This is a genomic window from Streptococcus sp. KHUD_017, assembly GCF_054861245.1.
On record NZ_CM142175.1, the window covers coordinates 233,502 to 254,603 of the forward strand.

Genomic DNA, 21,102 nt, shown 5'->3' on the forward strand with positions numbered 1-21,102 from the left:
TTCGGAGTGAGCAAAATAGTTGCGTTTTTTAACCTGCTTGTATTATGCTTGATAAGTCAATTATTGACAAATCAAATATCAACAAGGGAAGAACAATGTCAGAAATCAATGAATTACTCTACCAGCTCCATTTAGTAGATCAGACCATTACTCAACTTTTTGAGAAACAATTGGGAATTAGTTTGACCCGCTATCAAATTCTGCAGTTTTTATTGCAAAAGTCACCGTGTAACCAAACTGCCGTTCAGGAGAAGTTACAGATTGACCAGGCAGCTTTGACCCGTCATTTTAAGATTTTAGAGTCAGAGGGCTATGCCAGTCGTACGCGTAATCCAATCAATCAGCGAGAAGTCCTAGTTGAATTAACCCAAGAAGCTAAGAATCAACTATTAGTTAATCCACCTAAATATCATTTGAATGTGAAGGAACAGATGGAGGGCATCTTATCGCCTGGTGAGCAGAAAGAACTGACAACCTTACTGACAAAACTAGTCTCAGGTTTAGAAAAAATAGAATTTTAAGGAGAACACTATGTCAATCATTACTACTGTTTTAGCAACTATGGTTGCCCTCGAACATTTTTATATCTTTTATTTGGAGAGTATCGCAACCCAATCAGACGCAACCAGTCGAGTCTTTAATATGGAAAAGGAAGAGTTGATTCGACCATCTGTTACCTCACTGTTTAAAAATCAAGGTATTTATAATGCTTTGATTGGGGTGTTTCTTATCTATGGGATTTATTTCTCGCATAGCTTAGAAATCGTAACAATCTTTGTGTTGTTTGTCATAGGAGCAGCGACTTATGGTGCCTTAACAGCAGATAAAAAAATCATTCTAAAGCAAGGCGGACCAGCAATCCTAGCACTCTTGAGTATCCTTTTCTTGAGATAAAAAGCGGAAGTGGAAAAAGTATTGGATTTAAGAATCCATTATTATAAATCCTTATGCTTGATAAATTAAATAAAAAAGCGGACAAGATAGAATTCTGAGTATCAGAAACAAGTATGGTTCGCTTTTTTATTTACGATTAGACTTTTATACGAATTTTTGTTTTTAAGTTGGTTTACTTCAGTGTGGTTAAGGAAGTGCTATTTGTAAATCTTTAAAAACTTATGGAAATGCGTGGTCATGTTATTCAAGACTACTTCTTTACTATTAAAGTTTATTGGGATAATACTTGACAAAAGCGACTGTTCATACTATAATTTTTTTAAACAAACATTGAACAAAAAGAGGTTATCAATATGATTTCAGAAAAACAATTTAAACTACTGTCTTTTTTACAAGAGCATCCACAGGAGGAGTTTACACAAAGACAGTTAGCGGAACAATTGGAAGTTTCTTTAGGAACAATTAATTCCCTGCTTAAAGAAATGAAAGAAGCTAATTGGATTGATCAAGAAGGTCACCTATCTGAGTTAGGAAAAGAAGCTTTAGAGCCTTTTCGTGTTCAAAATGCAGTCATTATGGCTGCTGGAATGAGTAGCCGATTTGCACCATTGTCTTACGAAGTACCAAAAGGATTGTTAAAAGTCAAAGGACAACGTCTGATTGAAAGAGAAATCGAACAGTTACAAGAGGCAGGTATAGAGGATATTACAGTTATTGTAGGATATATGCAGGAAAAAATGTTTTACCTTGCAGAAAAATATGGTGTAAAAATCGTTGTAAACAATGACTACTACAAATACAACAACTGTTCATCACTAATGCTAGTCAGAGATCAGCTGTCAAATACCTATATTTGTTCGTCAGATAATTATTTTGTTGAAAACCCATTTGAAAAATATATCTATAGAGGCTACTATTCAACAATATTTGTGGAAGGCGAGACAGACGAATATTGTGCTACCGAAGACTCCAACAACATGATTGTTGATATACAAATTGGTGGGAAAAACACTTGGGCTATGGTAGGCCATGTGTATTTTGACCGTGCCTTTAGTGAAAAATTCGTAAAAATTTTAGAAACTGAGTTTAAACACGAGCCCTATAAAGAACAGCTCTGGGAAGATTACTATACCCGTAATGTTCATGAATTGCATCTAGAAGCTCGTCATTATTCAGCGGATATTGTTAAAGAATTTGATTCCTTAGATGAGTTGCGTCAATTTGATGACCGCTACTTGATGAATTCTAATTCTGAGATTATTGATAACATCTGCAAGACCTTGAATTGTGATGCTTCGGATATTGTTCATATTAAACCACTCAAAGATGGTTTGACCAATACATCCTTTAGTTTTGATTGTCTTGATAAAAAATATGTTTACCGTCATCCTGGAAGAGGAACTGAAAAATATATCAACAGATCAAGCGAAGCGGCTTCTATGGAAATTGCAGCAAAACTGCAAATAGACAGAACATTTGTTGCAATGGATAAAAACGAAGGGTGGAAGATTTCAGAATTTATCCCTAACGCTAGACCGCTTGATTATGATAATTGGGATCATGTAGAAAAAGCTATGGGGCTCTTGAGAAAACTACATCAGTCTGGAGAGAAGACAACCCATAATTTTGATTTATTTGTAGGGATTGATGATTTTAGAGAAAAATTGAAGGCTAGCAATCGTTTTGAGTTTGATGGACTTGATGAACTCGATAAAAACATTTCAACTATTAGAGAATTTTTAAAACAGGATGACACTGAGAGAGTTTTATGTCATGGAGATTCCTATAGCCCTAATTTTCTCCTAAACGAACAAGAGGAGATGAGTCTGATTGATTGGGAGTATTCTGGTATGGGGGACCCTGCAGGGGATTTAGGTACCTTCATTGGTTGTTCGAATTATACTGTTGAACAAGCTGAGAAAGTACTTGAGATTTACTTGCAAGAAGTTCCAGATACAAAAACAAGACGTCATTATTTAGCCTATGTGGCAGTGACATCTTATTATTGGTTCTTGTGGGCCTTATTCCAAGAGAGTGTTGGAAAACCTGTGGGAGAATTTCTTTATACTTGGTATCGATTTACCAGACAATACGGACAACTTTCATTAGAGTTATATCTAGGAGAAAAATAAGATGAAATCTGTATCTGAAATTGAACAATTGGTAGCAGATGAAACGAAACGAAGACTGGAAGAAATGGAATCTCCAGACTATGATTTTGCGCAACCATTCTTAAAAAAAGATTTTGCTTTGATTGGTGTTATCATTGGAATTAATCTAATCTTGATTATCTTAGCTATGACAGGAGGAATTAAATAATGTCGAAAACGACCGACTTTATTCAACAAGAAACCATAACTGGGATTGTTCCAATGACTAGTAAGGATCGGCAATATTCTTTCTGGGATCTATTTTTATCAACAAGTGGTTTTGCGATTGCAACTTGGTGTTACACACAAGGAGCGTATGTTGCTCAATATTTGACCTTCAGCCAGATGTTAATCAATATTTTTAGCTTTAATATTATTTGGGTCTTTATCGAGTGTCTTCCCACCTTGTTTGCAGTGAGATACGGAATTGATTTATGGATTTGGCTTCGAGCGGTTTTAGGGAAGCGTGGAGTGGCATTTTTGTCAACAACTATCAGTTTAGCAAATTTTGGTTGGTATGCAGTTACTGCAAATCTTTTTGCCAGTTCTATGATTCATCTAGCTAATAATTTCGGCCTTGGACTGGAGAAGGGGATTTGGGCACCAATTCTTGGGACACTTTGTGTCTTATTGGGGACCTTGATTGCTCTTGGTGGACCAGAGGTTATAAAAGGTATTAATCGGTTTATGGTAATTGCTTTACTAGTTGTTGGATTGATTATCGTTGGAATTTGTTTTGTAGCAGTTCCGATTACTGACATTATGAACGTTCAACCAGCAGTACAAGGAGATTTGAGCCCGCTAGAGCGATTTATGATTTCAGGAGAGGGGAATGTAGCGACTGCCTTTTCTTGGTCGACGCAAGCATTAATTTTACCACGTTTAGCAAAATCAGAACGTAGTGGGTATTGGGCTACTTCTTTATCTTATGGCGTGGTAGCACCATTCTTTGCTGCGACGGGTGGTGTTATGGCTCTAGCTATGTTTGTAAGAACAGGAGTTTACGAGAGTGATCCAACTGCGATGCTTTCAACCTTGAGTACTCCTACCTTTGCTCTTCTTAGTTTATTGCTAGTAGCTTTTGCAAATATTGGAACTCAAGGGACAGGATCCTATGTGAACTGTATGATTGTTAAAAGCGGTATGCCTAAGGTGAGCTATAAACTAATGGTTTGGATTGCCATGATTTATGTGAGTGCGTTAACAATTTGGGGTGGCGTAGAAGAATATTTTGGTTCTTTTATCTCGCTTGCAGCTTATATTCAAGGACCTATTATTGGAATGATTGTTGTTGATTATTTCTTGATAAGAAAACGGAAATTAGATTTACGATCAGCTTATTTCTTAGATGGACATCAGGCTTATGAGTTTACTAAGGGATTTAATTTAGTTGGTTTGTCTTGTGTATTCGTATCTCTGTTAGTTGCGGTACTCTTTGTTTACAATCCCCTAACTAAACAAATTCAAAGTTCGATCTTCTTAATCACAACAGGTAGTGGCTTTACGGCGATTTTTGGTGGCTTCCTATATTGGTTGGCAAGCCTAACTCCATTAAAACACTACATGATTAAAGACAGAGATCAAGTGACCATTTAATTAAAAAACCAGCACCTTCCATAGAAGGTGCTGGTTTTTAATCACTAACATTAAACTTTTCTCCGCTTGATCTCAAGCAGCCTTTGATAGAAGAAGATTTGGCTACTATAGATATAAGGGAAGATAGAGATACTTGCAATTCCAAAGCTAATCCAGATAAGGATATACCAAGGAAGTAGTTGTAAATCAAGTACAAAGCGTTGGAACTTATAGCCTTTCATGAGAAAGCGGCTGGTATGCAGCACGCGGCTCGGTTTGGCAATTCCGATTGCAAGGGTGTCACATAAAAGTAGTTCAACTTGGGAATAGGCATAATATTGTGGCAGATAGATAATGGTTCCTAAAATCATTACTAGGACGCTACCAAAGAAATAGAGAGCGAAAGTAAGTAGGAAGTGTTCGATATCTGGATTGGTCACGTCGACAGATGGAAACTCGGGATGAAGTTCCACGAATTTACGAGCCATTGCACTGCTATAAAAAAGCAAGTAAACTCCAAAAAGATTAGGAATGCTCCATAAAAAGAGGTAGAAACGCTTGAGTAAGAGCGTTAGAAATGTCTGGGTAAAGAAGCGGTTGTCAAGCAAGGACAGGCTATCTTTAAAGGACAGCTCTATCTCAGAAATTCTGTAAAGATTAATCGTGGTAAAGAGAGCACCAGCTAGGATGATGGAACTTGTAAATCCAACGGCTATCGGAAAGAGAGCAGACTGGATTGTAATCCCTAGAAAACTCAAGAAGGACTGTTCAAGAATGCCTTCATCAAGTAGGGATAAAGGTCTGATAAAGCTCGATAGAATAAAGAGAATACTTGGTAATAAAAAGACAAGCAGCAAGCGAGGATGCTCGGCTTGAAATTGTCTAGCCTGCTGGCGAACTTCTTTTAAATTAATTTTTGGGTACTTCATTCTTTCATTATACCATAGTTCGTGACAGTTCCTGTTTTTTTTGATAGAATCATACAGTATGCCCTTAGGCGCAAAGTAAGAACTGGGACTGTCTTTCCCAGCTTCGGAGGTAAAAAATGTCAGATTCGCCAATCAAATATCGATTGATTAAAAAAGAAAAACACACAGGAGCTCGTTTGGGTGAGATTATCACACCCCATGGAACCTTCCCGACGCCTATGTTTATGCCAGTAGGGACTCAGGCAACGGTCAAGACTCAGTCGCCAGAAGAATTGAAAGAGATGGGGTCAGGAATTATCCTATCCAACACCTATCACTTGTGGCTTCGCCCTGGGGACGAACTCATTGCCCGTGCTGGAGGTCTTCACAAGTTCATGAATTGGGACCAACCAATCTTAACGGATAGCGGTGGATTTCAAGTGTATTCCCTAGCAGACAGTCGTAATATTACAGAAGAAGGGGTAACCTTCAAGAACCACCTCAACGGTTCTAAGATGTTTCTTTCACCTGAAAAGGCCATTTCTATTCAAAACAATCTAGGCTCAGACATCATGATGTCTTTTGATGAATGTCCTCAATTTTATCAACCTTATGATTATGTGAAAAAATCGATTGAACGTACTAGCCGTTGGGCAGAGCGTGGTTTAAAGGCTCATCGTCGTCCACATGATCAAGGTCTATTTGGGATTGTACAAGGGGCAGGATTTGAAGATCTTCGCCGTCAATCAGCTCATGACCTTGTAAGTATGGACTTCCCAGGATATTCTATCGGAGGACTAGCAGTTGGAGAAACCCACGAAGAGATGAATGCAGTTTTGGACTTCACAACCCAACTGCTTCCTGAGAACAAACCTCGTTACTTGATGGGAGTGGGAGCGCCAGATAGCTTGATTGATGGGGTGATTCGTGGTGTCGATATGTTTGACTGTGTCTTGCCGACTCGTATCGCTCGTAACGGGACTTGTATGACCAGTCAAGGTCGTTTGGTTGTCAAGAATGCCCAGTTTGCGGAGGACTTCACACCACTTGATCCTGAGTGTGATTGCTACACATGTAAGAACTACACCCGTGCCTATCTTCGTCACTTGCTCAAGGCTGATGAAACCTTTGGTATCCGCTTGACAAGTTACCATAATCTCTACTTCTTGCTCAACCTCATGAAGCAGGTTCGCCAGGCTATCATGGATGACAATCTCTTGGAATTCCGTGAGCATTTTGTTGAAAAATATGGCTATAACAAGTCTGGACGTAATTTCTAAATTTAACTTAATGTTAGCTAAAAATCCTAAGTTTTATCTTAGGATTTTTCTGTTTTTTTTGATAAAATAAAGGTATTATGGATTGAGAGTTAGATGGCTTTTTTGCTAATCTAATGAATGGAGAATAAACTCGTATGCGTATTAAATGGTTTTCCTTGATTAGGATTACAGGTTTGCTTTTGGTACTCTTGTACCATTTCTTTCAGACGCTTTTCCCAGGAGGTTTCTTTGGTGTTGACGTCTTCTTCACGTTTTCAGGTTTTTTAATTACTTCACTATTATTAGAAGAATTTGGACAAAAAGGTAAGATTGATGTCCTAGGATTTTTTAGACGACGCTTCTATCGGATTTTTCCGCCGGTTGTTTTGATGGTTCTCGTCGTTATGCCCTTCACCTTCTTGGTTCGTCAGGATTATGTGGCAGGAATTGGTGGTCAAATTGCTGGTGTTCTAGGATTTATGACTAACTTCTATGAAATGCTGACAGGAGGAAGTTATGAATCTCAGTTTATCCCTCACCTCTTTGTTCACAACTGGAGCTTAGCTGTTGAAGTTCATTATTATATCTTGTGGGGTTTAGCAGTCTGGTTCTTGTCCAAACATGCAAAGACAAGTGGACAACTACGAGGAATGATTTTCCTACTTTCCTCAGCAACCTTTATGATTAGCTTCCTTTCTATGTTTATTGGTAGCTTTATTGTTAGCTCCTACTCAACACTCTACTTCTCAACTTTGACTCATGTCTTTCCATTCTTCTTAGGAAGTATACTTGCGACCTTGGTAGGTGTTCGCCATGTAACGCCTCTTCTCAAACGTTTAAATAGAAGCTTGGATTTGAGACAAACCTTACTAGTCTTTGGGGCGGGTCTAGGAGTCTTGCTCTTATTGACCTTCTTTGTAAAATTCAATTATCTCTTTGCCTATTTGTTTGGTTTCTTGTTGGCAAGCTTGGCTGCGCTTCTGATGATTGTTGCAGCACGACTGTTGCACGAGAAAACTCCGACAATCGAAGAACCAAAGGTTATCAGTTTTTTAGCAGATACCAGCTATGCTGTTTATCTTTTCCACTGGCCGTTTTATATTATTTTCTCTCAATTGATGGGGAATATACCGGCAGTGATTCTAACAATTATCTTCTCTTATCTCTTTGCTACCCTTTCTTTCTATATGATCGAACCTTTCATTGCAGGGAAGTCTAGTAAACTCTTGCGAATGGCAGAAGAAATTCCGCACATCAAACCAATCTTTGCTGGTAGTGTTGGAGTTCTTAGTTTGATTACCTTGGTTGTGATTCTGATAGCTCCACAAGTAGGTGCCTTTGAAACGGATTTGATGGTTACTGGGCTCAATCAAGCCCAAACTAATATTACTCGAACAAAAACGATGGCCGATCAAGCAGAAGCCAGTCGCTACAACATAGCTGATGGCGTGTCCATCATTGGAGATTCTGTCACCTTGCGTGCTTCAGAAGGGCTGAAAGAAATCTTACCAGATGCTCAGATTGATGGTCAGGTCAGTCGAAATACTAAACAAGCAAATGCATTGATGCTGAATTACAGTCAGAATAAAGCCTTGCCTAAAATTGTAGTCATCGCGACTGGCGTTAATAATCCTGAAGATTATAAGGCTGATTTGGATCTACTGATAACAAATCTTCCGAAAGGGCATCAGCTTGTTCTAGTGACTCCATATGAGGGGGATACAACACAGGAAACGCAACCTTATGTAGAACAATATGCAAACTATGCGCGTGAATTGGCACAAAAATATCCATATATTGCACTTGCAGATTGGAATCAAGTATCCAAAGATCATCCAGAGATTTGGAAAGGGACAGACCAGGTTCACTTCGGTAGTGATACGACCAAGCAGGATGAAGGAGCTAAACTATACGCAGAAACCATTAATGCTGCCGTTAAAGCTCTCGCAGACAAACCTGTCAAATCAAAATAATCACTAAAAAGTAGAGATTGTATCTCTACTTTTTGCTTTAACGAGAATTGGGAAAAACTTGCCAAATTGTCAGAATTATGAGAAAATAGGAACAATCAAAAAATGGAGGGAATGCAATGAGAGAAGACATCAAGATTAATGATCGTGCTCTAGCATTGGAAGATCAAATCATTGAAGTACTCGAAAAAGTTTATGATACAGATGTAGAGTTAGATGTATACAATCTTGGATTGATTTATGAGATTCATTTAGATGAGGCTGGCCTTTGTACAGTTGTTATGACCTTCACTGATACTGCCTGTGACTGTGCAGAAAGTCTGCCAATCGAGATTGTGGCAGGTTTAAAACAAATTACTGGGATTGAGGATGTCAAGGTTGAGGTTACCTGGTCTCCAGCATGGAAGATTACACGCATTAGTCGTTATGGGCGTATAGCTCTAGGGCTACCTCCACGATAATGATTTATTTTGAAAATATAAAAAAGCAAGCCAGTTGAGGCTTGCTTTTGATTTGCTTATTTTTTACCAGATTGTTCCATATTCCAGAAATCTGTAACGGCACCACGTGATGCAGAAGATACGGTATGGGCATACTTACCAAGGACACCACGGCTATAGAGTGGTGGCAAGGTTGTTTCTGCCTTGCGTTTCTCAAGTTCTTCATCGGAAACGGCCATGGAAATTTCTTTTGTATCTTGGTCAACCGTAACGATATCGCCTGTACGAAGGTAGGCAATTGGTCCACCATCCTGAGCTTCAGGAGCGATATGTCCAACAACCAATCCATAAGTACCACCAGAGAAGCGTCCGTCTGTCAAGAGGGCAACCTTGTCTCCTTGGCCTTTACCAACGATCATTGATGAAAGTGATAGCATTTCAGGCATACCAGGACCACCCTTAGGTCCAACGAAACGAACAACGACTACGTCGCCATCAACAATTTCATCTGACAAGACAGCTTGGATAGCATCTTCTTCTGAGTCAAAGACCTTGGCTGGACCAACGTGATGACGAACTTTAACACCTGACACCTTGGCAACTGCACCGTCAGGAGCAAGATTACCGTTCAAGATGATAAGTGGACCGTCCGCACGTTTAGGATTTTCAAGTGGCATGATGACTTTTTGACCTGGAGTAAGATCTGCAAAGTCAGTTAAGTTTTCAGCGACAGTCTTACCAGTACATGTGATACGGTCTCCATGAAGGAATCCATTTGCCAGCAAGTACTTCATAACCGCAGGCACACCACCAACTTCGTAGAGGTCTTGGAAGACATACTGACCAGAAGGTTTCAAGTCGGCCAAGTGAGGTACACGTTCTTGAATGGTATTAAAGTCCTCAAGTGACAAGTCAACATTAGCTGCGTGGGCGATAGCAAGCAAGTGAAGAGTGGCGTTAGTAGAACCACCTAGAGCCATTGTCACTGTAATGGCATCTTCAAAGGCTTCACGAGTCAAGATATCTGAAGGTTTGATACCAAGTTCAAGCATTTTGACAACTGCACGACCGGCTGCTTCGATGTCTTCTTTCTTATCAGCAGATTCAGCTGGGTGAGAAGAAGAACCTGGCAAACTCATCCCCAAAACTTCGATAGCAGTCGCCATAGTATTGGCAGTGTACATACCACCACAACCACCAGGGCCAGGGCAGGCATTACATTCCAGACGTTTGACGTCTTCAGCTGTCATATCGCCGTGATTCCACTTACCGATTCCTTCAAATACAGAAACCAAGTCGATGTCTTTGCCATCCAGTTTTCCAGGGGCGATAGTACCACCGTAAGCGAAAATAGCTGGGATATCCATGTTGGCAATGGCAATCATGGAACCAGGCATGTTCTTGTCACAACCCCCGATAGCGACGAAGGCATCCACGTTGTGACCACCCATAGCAGCTTCGATAGAATCCGCGATGATATCACGAGACGTTAGGGAAAAGCGCATACCCGGTGTTCCCATGGCAATACCGTCGGCTACCGTAATGGTTCCAAACTGCACAGGCCAAGCACCAGCAGATTTAACACCTTCTTTAGCCAACTTCCCAAAGTCATGCAAGTGAATATTACACGGTGTGTTTTCTGCCCAAGTCGAGATGACCCCAACAATCGGTGTTTCAAAGTCCTTATCTGTCATACCAGTCGCACGAAGCATGGCACGGTTAGGTGATTTTACCATGCTGTCATAGATGCTGCTGCGGTGACGTTTATCTAATTCTGTCATTCAAGTCCCTCCCATTTCAGTTTGTTCCATTATAGCACAATTTTTACATGAATAACAGAAGAAAATTTTTAAATTTTCAGACAATTCAGCAGTGTACGATAAAAAAATACAACTTTTTTTGTCAAGTAACTTTACTTTACAAAAAAGTTTTGATATACTATTAAAGTTGATGAAAATCAAACCTAACTGAAATTATATCTTAAAAGGAGAAAAACGAAATGGCAGTACCTGCACGTCGCACATCAAAAGCGAAGAAAAACAAACGTCGTACACACTACAAAGTAACAGCTCCATCTGTAAACTTTGACGAAACTACTGGAGATTACTCACGTTCTCACCGTGTATCACTTAAAGGATACTACAAAGGACGTAAGATCGCTAAAGCTGCATCAGCTGAATAATAGAAGGGAGATACCATGCGCGTAAATATTACACTTGAACACAAAGAATCTGGTGAACGCTTGTACCTTACTTCTAAAAACAAACGTAACACTCCAGACCGTCTTCAATTGAAGAAATACTCACCAAAACTTCGCAAGCACGTTGTGTTTACAGAAGTGAAATAGTGGGTCATTACGTTTCAGTAGAAACGAAAAAACCTTGATTTAACGCGATTCTTGAATTTTCAAAATTCAATGTATTGCAATAAAAATCAACCGAATGACTACATTTTTGACTACATTTTTTGTGAAATAAATTAGATGTTCGGATATATAGAAAACGCTCTAGTCATATTGTCTAGAGCGTTTTTGTGTTGTTAAAAAATAGATGGTGGTTTATTTTATCTAACTATAGTTTCAGATTCTTAAATTGATTGATAAATTTCATGTGATCAAATCTACTTTGATAGTGATTGAAACTAAAAGTAATGATTTTAAACAATAATTTTTGAATGAACTATTTTTTAACACCTTTTTCGCTCAATTTTGAGAGTTGGGACACATTCGATATCTATCTTTATCAAATAACGAAAAGTCTAGAGGAATATCAATAAAATATTTTATTGAAAGTAATAGAAATCGCTTGACAAAGGCATTCGGGGGGGGGGGGTATAATGGAACTATCTGTATGAAAAAAACAATGAAAAATCGGATTATGACCATAGAGGGACATTGAATCAATATGAATAAATACAATAGGGAAGAATTGCTTTATATGTTTGGGTATTGTTTTCAAGTTTTAAAAACAGTATCGGATTTGGATCAGGCTATTTCGGCTGAACAAAATAAAGCCTATGATAGTATTATAGGTAAATATTATAGAATTAAAAAAGTATTTAACATAATTATTCTCAGTATTCTTGTAATAGGTTTTATATATGAGTCTATTAAAGAAAGTGTAGCGCCATCTTTATTATCTATTTTCCAAATAGCTCTAGCTTATGTTTTCTTACAGTTACCGTTTATTCCTATTTTTGCTATTGTAAAAGCATTTTATAAGCATTCTGCCAAGAAGGAAGCTTCAAATGCTTATGATAATGATGCTTCTAACAAATATCGTCAAAAAGGTGTAGCACTGTTGAGAGATAAGCAGTTCCTTGACTATAAAGAAGAAATTCCAGAAGATTATTTTAATATGGATGACCTATATCTCTTATATAGTTATCTAGAAACTTATAGAGCTGATAACTTTAAAGAAGCAGCTAATTTACTGGCGGAAGAAAAACACCGTGAAAGAGTGGAATACAATCAAGAAGTGATGCAAAGTAGTTTAGCTACTATCCAAGATAATGTTCGCTATCAATCTGTAATTCAGACAATTCAATTATTAGAGACCAGGACTCATCATAGGATTATAGAAAACAGATAATGAGAGAATTATAAAACCAAACTTTGTTTTTCTTTGGAGAACAGTTTATAATGTGGAATTGAATCATTTTGAATTTTATACTAGGAGAATATATGCAAAAGAAAGATATTTTATTAGGTGCTAGTTTAACTTCTGTTCTTGTCGGTGCTGGTGTTGTTAATACAACTGTTCAAGCAGACGAGCTTACACAACCTAGAACATCAGCAACCGTACAAAAAGCAGCAGTGACAGGTCAAGATTTGACTAAGGCTCAAGAAGTCGCTAAATCAGCACAATCGACAGTCGACCAAAAGACAGTTGATGTGAAAGTCGCTGAAGACCAACAATCAGTTGCTACAAAAGCTGTAGCGGATGTCAAAGAAGACATCAAGACGGCGCAAAAAGCAGCTACAATTGTTGAAGAGCAAAATAAGGTTATTGGCACCAAAAATGAGCAAAAATCACAACTCAATGCTGAACTTTCAGACGCAAAAATCGCCGAACAAACAGCAAAAAATGAATTCGTAGCAGCTCAACAAGCCCATGATAACGCTACAAAAGCTGTTACAGTTGCAGAAAAAACTGTTGAAGATAAGAAAGCCGCTTTGAACCAAGCAACTGCGACAACTAATCAAGACCCTAAAGAAATCCAAAAAGAATTGGATGACGTTACTAGCCAAGTAACTGCAAAATCTGCACAAATTGCCGCTACAAGCAGTCGTATCGACGCCAAACAGCAAGAAGTGGATAATTATAAACCAGTTATCAAAACGATTGATTTGAACCCGTCTGAACGTAATGCGGTAGCTCATGATAATCTTATGGATTACGCACATAACCGTAACAACACACCAAAAGACCCATCAGGTAACCCAACAATGGAACCTGTAAACTTCCAAGGTGTTAAAGTTGTTGAAATCGAAGCTACTAAAGACATGTTGGATTTCCAAAAAGCTCTTGAAGAATACCGCAAGGCACCATATGACTTTGCGACTCGCACTTACAAGAAACGTCCAGTATTCCGTTACAAAGTGGATAACCGCGGATTGTCTCAAGCATTTGTGAAATTGCTTAACGAGTTGCGTGAAGCAAACGGTGTTGCTGGAAACATGCAAGTGGACGATGCTTACTTGGATTATGCTCAACAACGTGCTAATGAAATGCAACGTAACGACAAGTTGAGCCACAGTACAACATTGACGGCACCTGGTAACAAGAATGAAAAAGGTCTTGAAAACGCCATTGCAAAATACAGTGATTCTACAAATGTGGAAGACGGATACATCAACTTTGACCATATCGAAACCAACGAAACATTGGCTTACGATATGTTGTTGAACTGGTATGACGACTACACAAACGTGACAGGTGCCAACCACGGACACCGTCGTGCCCTCCTAGCGCCTATGGGTGGTAAAATGGGTCTTGCAATCGCTAATATTGTAGGTTCTAATAATGCATCACGCTATGCAGCGTTCGAAAACAACGCTCACACAGGTAGTACATATTCAACTGACGAAGATGGGACAACTTATCTTGAAGAAGAGAGTGAATCTAGCAAGAAGTTCTGGGACAACATCCATAATTTCAAAGATGATGCACTCAACCCAACCTTCTATGGTCGCAAAATGAAATTCCTTGCTGACCACCACTTTGTATTTGTGACTCACAAACAAGAAGGTGATAATAGTGCTCTAGTCAGTGCTCTTAACGATTTGAAAGCCCTCAAAGCTCGTCAAGACGGTGAACGTAGTAAACTTGTTACACGTCAAACGGCGTTAAATAGCCAATTGGTGGCGGCTACACGTAGTCAAGAACAACGTGCTGCAGCTATCACAAAGGCGACAAGTGAATTGAACAATGCGACTGCGACTCTCGCAACTGCTAAGTTGGCTGTTAAAGCGACTGCAGCAACTCTTGAAGAAAAGAAAGTTGCAGCTGACCGTGCTACAGATTATGCTGACCATTTGGCTTATCGCCTATCAGCTATCCAAGGTGAAATCAATAAAGCAATTGAAACTCGTGATAAGGCTGCTCGCTTGCAAGGTCAATTTGGTAACTTAACTGCTAAATTGGCTAAAGCTGAAAGTGATAAGGCTACTGCTGACAAACGTGTGGCAGACGCAAAAGTGGCTCTTGCACAAGCTCAAAAAGCACTTTCTGACGCTAAATCTCATGTTCAACGTTTGACTGATATTCTTGCAATTGACAAAGCTCTTGCAGTTTATCAAGACACAACCGGTGCTGTTTCTGCAGTTGTTCGTGAAACACCAACTGTAACGCCAGTAGAACGTCCAGCTTTCGATTTGAATGCTGAATTAAATGGTTACAAAGTGACTCAAAATGAAGACGGAATTGGTGCCACAACAGTTGACACACCAACTGTAACACCAACAGAACTTCCAGCTTTTGATTTGAATGCCGAATTGAAAGGTTACAAAGTAACCCAAAATGAAGATGGTATTGGTGCTACAACAGTTGACACACCGACTGTAACGCCAGTAGAACGTCCAGCGTTTGACTTGAATGTTGAATTGAACGGCTATAAAGTGATTCAAAACGCAGATGGTATTAGTGCTACAACAGTTGATGCACCAACTACAACACCAACAGAACTTCCAGCTTTCGACCTAAACGGCGAATTGACCGGTTACAAAGTGACTCAAAATGAAGACGGAATTGGCGCAGTTCTAAGTGACACTTTGACCCAGACATTGCCTACATTTGATCCAAATGTTGTCAACAATCATGAACAACAAAACGTGAATGTTTCAACCCCAAAACCTGATTTAACATCTAGACTAGCTATAGAACAGGTACAGTTAGTGGCAGGAAATAACAAAAAAGAAAATGAAAGCATAGAAACTGTATTGGTCAACAAAGATTCGAAAAAACAGGAGTTGCCAAATACTGGTAGTTATTCTCGAGTGGAACGTCAGATTGCTCTTGGTGGGTATACTATGTTGGGATTAAGTTTAGGAATCTTGGGCTTTTCGATTCCACGTAAACGTAAACGCTAAAGCTAAGATATCTGCTATTTTTATAAGTCTACTTTAGGAAAAAGATAATCATACATAATAGTAATGTAGAAAACGCTCTAGTCATATTGTCTAGAGCGTTTTTATCTTGTTTTGAAAAAAATCTCAATTTTATCAACTTGTTATTTATTTGCTCAATGCACGTTTTATAGAGAAAAAAGAATACAGGACGAACAAATTCCTGTATTCTTAAAATAACTTAGAACAGAAGTAATAATGAAGCGACTAAACAGATTATAGCACAAATTATTTTTGCGATTTTTACATGTTGTTGTTTGAACAATTTATCAGAGAAAAGAGTCAATACAATCGCAACACAAAACAAAGTAGTGCTTAAAATAGAAATATTCATAGCTAGTACTCCCTTCGCTATTTTGTAAAGACAATAATTGATTTGAATAGTGATGATTTAATCTGCAAATATGTGCATTTTCTTTGGTAAAACTTTTGTTCTTTAATCATTAATCGGTATCTCTATCTATCTTTATTATAGTACAAATATCGTTATTACACCAATAAATGTATTTATTTTTTATTGCTCCTATTTTTGAGAGCGCTTGAAATATGTTATAATAAAACTAGATTAATGTATAGGAGGAAAACCGTGGGAAATTTCATTGAGCTAGTCTTTCATCGTTTCTTTTTGGGGATGATTGCGACGGCTTATTTTTGGTTATTGACATTAGCAGGAGGAGTGGTCTTTGGTATAGCACCCGCTAGTGCAACCCTCATGAGTTTATATGCAGAACACGGTTATTCTTATCGTGCTTATCGTTTCAAGGATGCATGGGCTTTATTTAAGAGCAATTTTGTAAAAAGCAATCTTAGTTTCTACACCTTTATAGGGATTGACTTAATTTTGATTTATGGTTTGTATCTGATGATTCAGTTGCCAAACCAGACCATTATCCACTTGGCAGCAACCTTTCTAAATATCTTTTTAGTAGCCTTGGTATTTTTGGCCTATACGGTATCTTTAAAGTTGCAGGTATACTTTGAATTATCCTATAAAAACACCCTAAAGCTTGCCTTTGTCGGAATTTTTATGAGTTTATCAGCAGTGGCCAAGGTTCTTTTTGGTAGCGTCTTGTTAGCCATTATTGGTTTCTATATGCCAGCCCTCATTGCTTTTGTAGGTATTGGAATGTGGCATTTCTTTATTAGTGATTTATTGGAGCCTGTTTATGAAAGTATTCATGAAAAATTGGCAACCAAATAAGACCAAACAATTTCGCCTCCATTCACTCCTAAGAATTTATAGTCTGGTAATGATTATCATCATTTCCTGCTTTGCTCTCTTGATTTCTTATGCAGACTGGGATATGCGTGAAAGGGAAGCCAATCGTGTCGGTCAGCGTGTTCTCGCTCGAACAGTTGATGAGGTTGAATACTATTATCGAGAGTCAACCCGCCTAGCTCAGGGATTGGTCGAGAATCAAGCCCGCATCGAAGGGATTTACAAATATTTTAGCCTCAGTACGCCGGATTATTTTTACTGGCAGTTAGAACGCAAGGCGTCGCCTTATATTTCTGTTTCCATTTATGAAAATATTGATGATATATACGTGCGAAACGATTTTGTAACGGGTGTTTCGATTGTTCTACAGGATTCAACAGATGTATTTGTTTCCAAAAGAGGAAACCGAGGTGGACAGAAGATTCCAGCTGATAGCTTTAAACCGGATGCCAATAGTTTCGCTGTTCCAGTGTCTGATCCCATCTCGGACCAAGCTATAGGGGTCATTTATATTTCCGTAGAACCAGAATTCCTCTATAAGGCGATTGACAATACTAGGGGAACAATTCCTGTAGCAGTAACTGTCATTGCACCATATGAAACAGATATGTTCTATATAGGGGCAAAAGGGACTAATGAATCTTGGTTAGTAGGAACAACAGCCCATGGTTATCAAGTTCGAGTAGCTGTACCAAAGGATTATGTTTGGAGTGGGACCTTAGCAAGTTCGGCACTTATTTTAGGTTTGAGCGCCCTCTTTATCATCATTTTATATATGACCTTAAGAAGGACCTTTTCTGACTATCAAAGTCAGGTTGTGGACTTGGTGGATTCCATTCAAGCCATTACTAAGGGAGAGCAGACCAAGAGGATCAATACCGACAAAAAGGATCAGGAGTTGCTTCTAATTGCTGAGTCGACAAATGATATGTTGGATCGACTGGAAAGTAACATTCACGATATTTATCAGCTGGAACTCAATCAAAAAGATGCCAACATGCGAGCGCTACAAGCTCAGATTAATCCGCATTTCATGTATAATACTTTGGAATTTTTGCGGATGTATGCAGTTATGGAGAACCAAAATGAATTAGCAGATATCATCTATGAGTTCAGTAGTCTCCTGCGCAATAATATCTCTGACGAGCGAGAAACGACACTCAAACAAGAAGTGGAGTTTTGTCGGAAGTACAGTTATCTCTGTATGGTTCGCTATCCAAAATCCATTGCCTATGGATTTAAGATTGACCCTGAATTGGAAGAAATGCGTATTCCAAAGTTCACCCTCCAACCGTTAGTGGAAAATTATTTTGCCCATGGAGTTGATCACAAAAGAACAGATAATGTTATCAGTATCAAGGCTTTGAAAAAAGATGGCTATGTCGAAATCTTAGTAACCGATAATGGCCGTGGGATGTCTGCTGAAAAATTAGCAGAAATTCAAGCTAAACTGGCTCAAAGAACCTTTGAACACACAGCAGATTATAAGGGGGAACAACAGTCTATTGGGATTGTTAATATCCACGAACGCTTTGTGCTTTACTTTGGAGACCGCTATAACATCAATGTAGAATCAGCTGAACAAAAAGGTGTTCAATATAGAATCACCATTCAGGATGAAGAGAAAGGATAAACATGTATAAAGTACTATTAGTTGACGATGAGTACATGATTACAGAAGGACTTAAGCGTTTGATCCCTTTTGAAAAATGGGATATGGAAGTCGTTGCAACAGCCAATCATGCTGACGACGCTTTGGACTATGTTCGAGAACATCCCGTAGATATCGTCATTTCTGATGTCAACATGCCTGACAAGACAGGACTTGAAATGATTGGGGAAATGAAGGAACTCTTGCCAGAGGCTTACTATATCCTTCTTTCCGGCTATCAAGAATTTGAATATGTCAAGAAAGCCATGAACCTCAATGTTGTAGATTATCTTGTCAAACCAGTTGATAAGGTTGAACTGGAGCATTTACTTGAGAAAATCCTTGGTCAGCTTCGTGAGAAAGGGCATGAACCAGAAATGTTGAGTCAGCAATTAGATGAAGAAGCATTCAAGACTCATCTCACCCAAAAAGAAAACTGGTGGATTGGGCTTTCAAAAGAAAAACAAGGGGATTTTGTCATTCCCTACTATGTTCTCGGTCAGGACTGGCAAATTGTGATTGCGGACCAGAAATTCAACGGTTTACTCGTTCTGCCTTTTGGGGCACCTTATCAGGCCAACTTTGAGAAATGGAAATTTAATGTAGAAAAAGCACTTTTCTATGGAACTGTAAACCTCGATCAGTCTGAAAGTCTCTTCTCATATTATGAACCCATCTATCGGGTGATTATCCAGGGAAATCTTCAGCAGATTATCGATGAGTTAAACCTACTCGAGAAGATTGTGCTAGAAAACACACCGAGGGTATCCATCACCAAGCAACTCTTTACTCAGTTTGTTATGGATGTCTTCCATCTCTTCGAGCATCTGAAAGCAGACGACATGACAGATATTGTCAAGAGGATTCATGCTATTACTAACTTTGAAGACTTAGTGGCTTATACAAAAGAAACCTTGACGTCCTTCTTTGGTCAATACCGCATGAATGAAAATGTCGTCAGTGTACTCGAAGTCATTGGAAGAGACTATAAAAAAGAGCTTTCTCTCAAGGATATCAGCAAGGATCTCTTTATCAATCCTGTTTATTTAGGTCAGTTAATCAAGAAGGAAACCAATTCAACCTTCGCTGAGCTTCTCAATAAGCAACGTATCAAGGCGGCCCAGCAACTCTTACTATCTACAAATGATAGTATTGAGGACATTTGCTATACGGTTGGTTACAGTAATGTAGGCTATTTCTACAAGGTCTTTCGAAAACTATGTGGAAAGTCTCCTAAGGCCTACCGCAAGCAGATTGAAGTCACCCTCTAACTTTTGTCTTCCATCTTAAAATATGCTATAATAAATTCAAAAATATGAGGAGGTTGCTTTTATGAAAAAGAAACCAATCTATCTATGGGTTTTATTGGTGTTATCAGCGATTAGTTCATTCTTGGCAGTAGTTGGAATACTCACTCCAGTACCTAGTAAGGACGCCCTTCGTGCTAGCCAAGAAAATGTTGGGACACTTAGTGCTCAACAAATAGAAGATGCTGTTAACTATGCCCACCAAGTGTCTGAGTCATCTCACTCTATTTTTAACACGATACTCATTATTCTATCTGCTATCCTAGTTGTAGTAGCCTTTGTTTTCTTAATTCGTAAGAACTTACAGTTGGCAAACTACACTTATGTTGGATATGCCTTGCTAGCCATTGTTGGACTAGTCCATGACAATATGAATCTACAAGATGCTATGCAATTGATTAAAGATGACACCCTTCGTTTAGGAATGGAAGTCATGTCAAAAGTAACCACTATCATATTCATCGTCATCAATGTTATCTTTTTGGGAATCGTCTTTTATAAAATATGGCGTCAGCAAAAAGAACTAACAGAATCTCAAGAGGAAGAACTCGCCTAAGAGTTGACAAAGGATAACTATCAAGATACAATCTTGGTAGTTATTTTTTTGGATTCGAGAAAGAGGGAGGAAAAGATGAAAAAAATTTCCTTAGTTTATATCAGTCTGAGCGGGAACACGGAGAGTTTTGTGACACGTTTGAAAGCTTATTTGTTGGAGCAGTATGCGAATATTGATGTGGAAAAAATTCATATTAAAGACTTGGTCAAGGAAGGAGAAGATTTCTTTGAGATGACCAATCCATATGTGGCTTTTCTACCGACTTACCTAGAAGGTGGCAATGGCGTTGACAATGGAGATGTGGAAATCTTGACCACTCCAGTAGGTGACTTTATTGCTTATGGTGACAATGCTAGCAAGTGTTTTGGTGTCGTAGGATCTGGGAATCGTAACTTCAACAACCAATACTGTCTAACTGCAAAACAATACAGTCAACGCTTTGGTTTTCCAGTCCTGGCTGACTTTGAGATGCGCGGCATGCTAGGAGATATCAAAAAGGTTGCAGGGATTATTGCAGACTTGTATGAATTAGAAGCTTTATAAGAGGC

General features: G+C 38.7%; 19 protein-coding genes. 17 read left to right on the forward strand and 2 right to left on the reverse strand.

What is annotated here, in order from left to right:
- The first annotated feature begins 95 nt into the window (after nucleotides 1-95).
- The 5 genes from ACVAMZ_RS01130 to ACVAMZ_RS01150 all read left to right on the forward strand — a co-directional run bounded on the left by ACVAMZ_RS01130 (nucleotide 96) and on the right by ACVAMZ_RS01150 (nucleotide 4,640).
- A complete protein-coding gene (locus tag ACVAMZ_RS01130) occupies nucleotides 96-521 on the forward strand; it encodes a MarR family winged helix-turn-helix transcriptional regulator (protein ID WP_461684799.1) in 426 nt (141 codons plus the stop codon).
- 10 nt (nucleotides 522-531) lie between these two features.
- Nucleotides 532-894: a DUF1304 domain-containing protein gene (locus ACVAMZ_RS01135; protein WP_461684800.1), complete on the forward strand. Its 363-nt coding sequence runs from the start codon at nucleotides 532-534 to the stop codon at nucleotides 892-894.
- 353 nt (nucleotides 895-1,247) lie between these two features.
- Nucleotides 1,248-3,026: a phosphotransferase gene (locus ACVAMZ_RS01140; protein WP_461684801.1), complete on the forward strand. Its 1,779-nt coding sequence runs from the start codon at nucleotides 1,248-1,250 to the stop codon at nucleotides 3,024-3,026.
- A 1-nt stretch (nucleotide 3,027) separates the two neighbouring features.
- A complete protein-coding gene (locus ACVAMZ_RS01145; RefSeq protein ID WP_153225647.1) occupies nucleotides 3,028-3,213 on the forward strand; it encodes a hypothetical protein in 186 nt (61 codons plus the stop codon).
- Complete coding sequence (locus ACVAMZ_RS01150; protein ID WP_153225648.1) at nucleotides 3,213-4,640, forward strand: cytosine permease; 1,428 nt, start codon at nucleotides 3,213-3,215, stop codon at nucleotides 4,638-4,640. Before ACVAMZ_RS01145 ends, ACVAMZ_RS01150 begins: the two co-directional genes overlap by 1 nt.
- A gap of 50 nt (nucleotides 4,641-4,690) precedes the next feature.
- Here ACVAMZ_RS01150 and ACVAMZ_RS01155 read toward each other — a convergent pair whose 3' ends face one another.
- Complete coding sequence (locus ACVAMZ_RS01155) at nucleotides 4,691-5,548, reverse strand: DUF975 family protein (RefSeq protein WP_414312134.1); 858 nt, start codon at nucleotides 5,546-5,548, stop codon at nucleotides 4,691-4,693.
- Between the two features lie 116 nt (nucleotides 5,549-5,664).
- Between ACVAMZ_RS01155 and tgt the strand changes: the two genes are divergently transcribed.
- The 3 genes from tgt to ACVAMZ_RS01170 all read left to right on the forward strand — a co-directional run bounded on the left by tgt (nucleotide 5,665) and on the right by ACVAMZ_RS01170 (nucleotide 9,217).
- The gene (tgt, locus tag ACVAMZ_RS01160; RefSeq protein WP_004250663.1) at nucleotides 5,665-6,807 is read left to right on the forward strand and encodes a tRNA guanosine(34) transglycosylase Tgt; all 1,143 of its coding nucleotides are present in this window, start codon (nucleotides 5,665-5,667) and stop codon (nucleotides 6,805-6,807) included.
- A 134-nt stretch (nucleotides 6,808-6,941) separates the two neighbouring features.
- Complete coding sequence (locus ACVAMZ_RS01165; RefSeq protein WP_461684802.1) at nucleotides 6,942-8,759, forward strand: acyltransferase family protein; 1,818 nt, start codon at nucleotides 6,942-6,944, stop codon at nucleotides 8,757-8,759.
- A gap of 116 nt (nucleotides 8,760-8,875) precedes the next feature.
- Nucleotides 8,876-9,217 (forward strand): metal-sulfur cluster assembly factor, encoded by a 342-nt coding sequence (locus ACVAMZ_RS01170; protein ID WP_006155627.1) that lies wholly within the window; start codon nucleotides 8,876-8,878, stop codon nucleotides 9,215-9,217.
- Between the two features lie 56 nt (nucleotides 9,218-9,273).
- On the opposite strand, the gene ilvD is transcribed toward ACVAMZ_RS01170, so the two are convergent.
- Complete coding sequence (ilvD, locus tag ACVAMZ_RS01175; RefSeq protein WP_461684803.1) at nucleotides 9,274-10,977, reverse strand: dihydroxy-acid dehydratase; 1,704 nt, start codon at nucleotides 10,975-10,977, stop codon at nucleotides 9,274-9,276.
- Between the two features lie 218 nt (nucleotides 10,978-11,195).
- Between ilvD and rpmF the strand changes: the two genes are divergently transcribed.
- The 9 genes from rpmF to nrdI all read left to right on the forward strand — a co-directional run bounded on the left by rpmF (nucleotide 11,196) and on the right by nrdI (nucleotide 21,097).
- On the forward strand, nucleotides 11,196-11,378 hold the full coding sequence (gene rpmF, locus ACVAMZ_RS01180; RefSeq protein WP_000290417.1) for a 50S ribosomal protein L32: 183 nt from the start codon (nucleotides 11,196-11,198) through the stop codon (nucleotides 11,376-11,378).
- 15 nt (nucleotides 11,379-11,393) lie between these two features.
- Nucleotides 11,394-11,543, forward strand: a complete 150-nt coding sequence (gene rpmG, locus ACVAMZ_RS01185; RefSeq protein WP_001265622.1) for a 50S ribosomal protein L33 — start codon at nucleotides 11,394-11,396, stop codon at nucleotides 11,541-11,543.
- A 556-nt stretch (nucleotides 11,544-12,099) separates the two neighbouring features.
- Nucleotides 12,100-12,786 (forward strand): hypothetical protein, encoded by a 687-nt coding sequence (locus ACVAMZ_RS01190; protein ID WP_461684804.1) that lies wholly within the window; start codon nucleotides 12,100-12,102, stop codon nucleotides 12,784-12,786.
- A 92-nt stretch (nucleotides 12,787-12,878) separates the two neighbouring features.
- Nucleotides 12,879-15,785, forward strand: a complete 2,907-nt coding sequence (locus ACVAMZ_RS01195) for a CAP domain-containing protein (protein ID WP_461684805.1) — start codon at nucleotides 12,879-12,881, stop codon at nucleotides 15,783-15,785.
- Nucleotides 15,786-16,389: 604 nt separating this feature from the next.
- A complete protein-coding gene (locus tag ACVAMZ_RS01200) occupies nucleotides 16,390-17,022 on the forward strand; it encodes a YesL family protein (RefSeq protein WP_414278428.1) in 633 nt (210 codons plus the stop codon).
- Nucleotides 17,000-18,673, forward strand: coding sequence for a sensor histidine kinase (locus tag ACVAMZ_RS01205; protein WP_461684806.1), 1,674 nt, complete (start codon nucleotides 17,000-17,002; stop codon nucleotides 18,671-18,673). Before ACVAMZ_RS01200 ends, ACVAMZ_RS01205 begins: the two co-directional genes overlap by 23 nt.
- 2 nt (nucleotides 18,674-18,675) lie before the next feature.
- Nucleotides 18,676-19,962 (forward strand): response regulator transcription factor, encoded by a 1,287-nt coding sequence (locus tag ACVAMZ_RS01210; RefSeq protein ID WP_461684807.1) that lies wholly within the window; start codon nucleotides 18,676-18,678, stop codon nucleotides 19,960-19,962.
- Between the two features lie 61 nt (nucleotides 19,963-20,023).
- A complete protein-coding gene (locus tag ACVAMZ_RS01215; RefSeq protein WP_254730071.1) occupies nucleotides 20,024-20,554 on the forward strand; it encodes an ABC transporter permease in 531 nt (176 codons plus the stop codon).
- 75 nt (nucleotides 20,555-20,629) lie between these two features.
- Entirely contained in the window at nucleotides 20,630-21,097 is a 468-nt protein-coding gene (gene nrdI / locus ACVAMZ_RS01220) for a class Ib ribonucleoside-diphosphate reductase assembly flavoprotein NrdI (protein WP_006154931.1), read from the forward strand.
- The last annotated feature ends 5 nt before the right edge of the window (nucleotides 21,098-21,102 follow it).

Bases quoted from the DNA above. Each gene is read 5' to 3' on its own strand.
- ACVAMZ_RS01130 (WP_461684799.1), top strand. From the start codon at position 96: ATGTCAGAAATCAATGAATTACTCTACCAGCTCCATTTAGTAGATCAG.
- ACVAMZ_RS01135 (WP_461684800.1), top strand. From the start codon at position 532: ATGTCAATCATTACTACTGTTTTAGCAACTATGGTTGCCCTCGAACAT.
- ACVAMZ_RS01140 (WP_461684801.1), top strand. From the start codon at position 1,248: ATGATTTCAGAAAAACAATTTAAACTACTGTCTTTTTTACAAGAGCAT.
- ACVAMZ_RS01145 (WP_153225647.1), top strand. From the start codon at position 3,028: ATGAAATCTGTATCTGAAATTGAACAATTGGTAGCAGATGAAACGAAA.
- ACVAMZ_RS01150 (WP_153225648.1), top strand. From the start codon at position 3,213: ATGTCGAAAACGACCGACTTTATTCAACAAGAAACCATAACTGGGATT.
- ACVAMZ_RS01155 (WP_414312134.1), bottom strand. From the start codon at position 5,548: ATGAAGTACCCAAAAATTAATTTAAAAGAAGTTCGCCAGCAGGCTAGA.
- tgt (WP_004250663.1), top strand. From the start codon at position 5,665: ATGTCAGATTCGCCAATCAAATATCGATTGATTAAAAAAGAAAAACAC.
- ACVAMZ_RS01165 (WP_461684802.1), top strand. From the start codon at position 6,942: ATGCGTATTAAATGGTTTTCCTTGATTAGGATTACAGGTTTGCTTTTG.
- ACVAMZ_RS01170 (WP_006155627.1), top strand. From the start codon at position 8,876: ATGAGAGAAGACATCAAGATTAATGATCGTGCTCTAGCATTGGAAGAT.
- ilvD (WP_461684803.1), bottom strand. From the start codon at position 10,977: ATGACAGAATTAGATAAACGTCACCGCAGCAGCATCTATGACAGCATG.
- rpmF (WP_000290417.1), top strand. From the start codon at position 11,196: ATGGCAGTACCTGCACGTCGCACATCAAAAGCGAAGAAAAACAAACGT.
- rpmG (WP_001265622.1), top strand. From the start codon at position 11,394: ATGCGCGTAAATATTACACTTGAACACAAAGAATCTGGTGAACGCTTG.
- ACVAMZ_RS01190 (WP_461684804.1), top strand. From the start codon at position 12,100: ATGAATAAATACAATAGGGAAGAATTGCTTTATATGTTTGGGTATTGT.
- ACVAMZ_RS01195 (WP_461684805.1), top strand. From the start codon at position 12,879: ATGCAAAAGAAAGATATTTTATTAGGTGCTAGTTTAACTTCTGTTCTT.
- ACVAMZ_RS01200 (WP_414278428.1), top strand. From the start codon at position 16,390: ATGTATAGGAGGAAAACCGTGGGAAATTTCATTGAGCTAGTCTTTCAT.
- ACVAMZ_RS01205 (WP_461684806.1), top strand. From the start codon at position 17,000: ATGAAAAATTGGCAACCAAATAAGACCAAACAATTTCGCCTCCATTCA.
- ACVAMZ_RS01210 (WP_461684807.1), top strand. From the start codon at position 18,676: ATGTATAAAGTACTATTAGTTGACGATGAGTACATGATTACAGAAGGA.
- ACVAMZ_RS01215 (WP_254730071.1), top strand. From the start codon at position 20,024: ATGAAAAAGAAACCAATCTATCTATGGGTTTTATTGGTGTTATCAGCG.
- nrdI (WP_006154931.1), top strand. From the start codon at position 20,630: ATGAAAAAAATTTCCTTAGTTTATATCAGTCTGAGCGGGAACACGGAG.